This window comes from Arthrobacter endolithicus, assembly GCF_026627425.1.
Taxonomy (GTDB): Bacteria; Actinomycetota; Actinomycetes; order Actinomycetales; family Micrococcaceae; genus Arthrobacter_M.
Map to the genome: position 1 here is coordinate 1 of NZ_JAPNLH010000060.1, position 1,206 is coordinate 1,206.

Below are 1,206 nucleotides of genomic sequence, written 5' to 3' on the forward strand. Positions count from 1 at the left end.
TGCCGCGAGGCCGTTATCGGACATCGCCGATTTACTGACGCTGATTGCCTTCTGCTGGCGAAGTCCGTTGGCGAGGCAGCCGTGTAGCTATTGAGGCCGCTGACGGCAGCCGGACGCTTTGCCATCGTGGCGGGAGTCAGGAGGAAACCAAGGCCATGACCGGGCCGGTGTCCGGATCCAAGATCGCGGTCCTTTTAGACGGTGATCAGTGACGAACGGTCCCGGTCACGTCCGGGACCCGCACTGCCGGTCACTATCACGGGGCTGTCCGGGTGGTCCGTGGCAGTACCAAGACTACGAACAGTTTCGCCGAAGACCTCGTCGGGGTCCAGGCGGCGTAGTTCCTCGGCCAGGCAGGCCTGCAGGGTGCGACGGGGCAGCGAGACCCGCTGCGTGGGCTGCCCGGGCTGGGTCAGTTCAGCGACTGTCAGTCCGGGCCGGGACAGCTGGATGTCACCGGAAGCCCGGGACAGCCGGACGCCCCGGATCCCGGTGCCGGCGGGGTCCGCGACGATGGTGACGGGGGCGTTCAAGGCCCGGTGCAGCCACGCTGCGAGCAGGATCGTGCTTGGGGAATCGCAGGCGCCCTCGACGGTGACGGCGGTGATGGGGCTGCCGCCGGCCTGGTCCAGGACCGCGGCGAGCTGGATCCGCCAGTTGGTCAGCCGGGTCCAGGCCAGATCCGTGTCCCCTGCCTGGTAGGTCCGGCGGATATTGGCCAGGGCCCGCTGCGGATCCGCCTCGTTAGCCGAGTCCGTGATCCGGCGGTGCGCGATACGTCCGATCGAGGTTTGGCAGGCGTTGTCCGGGGCGCCGTGCGGCCACCACACCACGATCGGGGCGTCGGGCAGCAGCAGGGCCGCGACCAAGGACTCGCTTTCGGCGGCGAGTTCCCCGTAGCCGCGCAGCACGATCACTTCCGACGCGCCGGCGTCCCCGCCGACGCGGATCTGGGCATCCAGACGGGTAGGCGCCACCGCGCCGGCGTCCGCGAGGACGATGATCCGGCACGGGTGCTCGCAACTGGCCAGATTGGCAGCCTCGATGGCTTCTTCCTCAAGACCAGACTTAGTGACAACCACAAGGGTGAGCACCCGACCCAAAGCAATCACACCCCCCTGCTCGCGCAGGGAAATAATCCTCCTGGAAACCTTCGAGGTCGTGGTATTCGCAAGATCAACAATCACGGCCTTCTCCAGATTCGAC

1 protein-coding gene is annotated in these 1,206 nt (G+C 67.2%); it reads right to left on the bottom strand.

What is annotated here, in order from left to right:
- Positions 1-194 precede the first annotated feature (194 nt).
- Positions 195-1,187 carry a glucose-6-phosphate dehydrogenase assembly protein OpcA gene (locus tag OS914_RS17980; protein ID WP_267547424.1) on the bottom strand — a complete coding sequence of 331 codons (993 nt, stop codon included), beginning with the start codon at positions 1,185-1,187 and terminating at the stop codon, positions 195-197.
- Between the last annotated feature and the right edge of the window lie 19 nt (positions 1,188-1,206).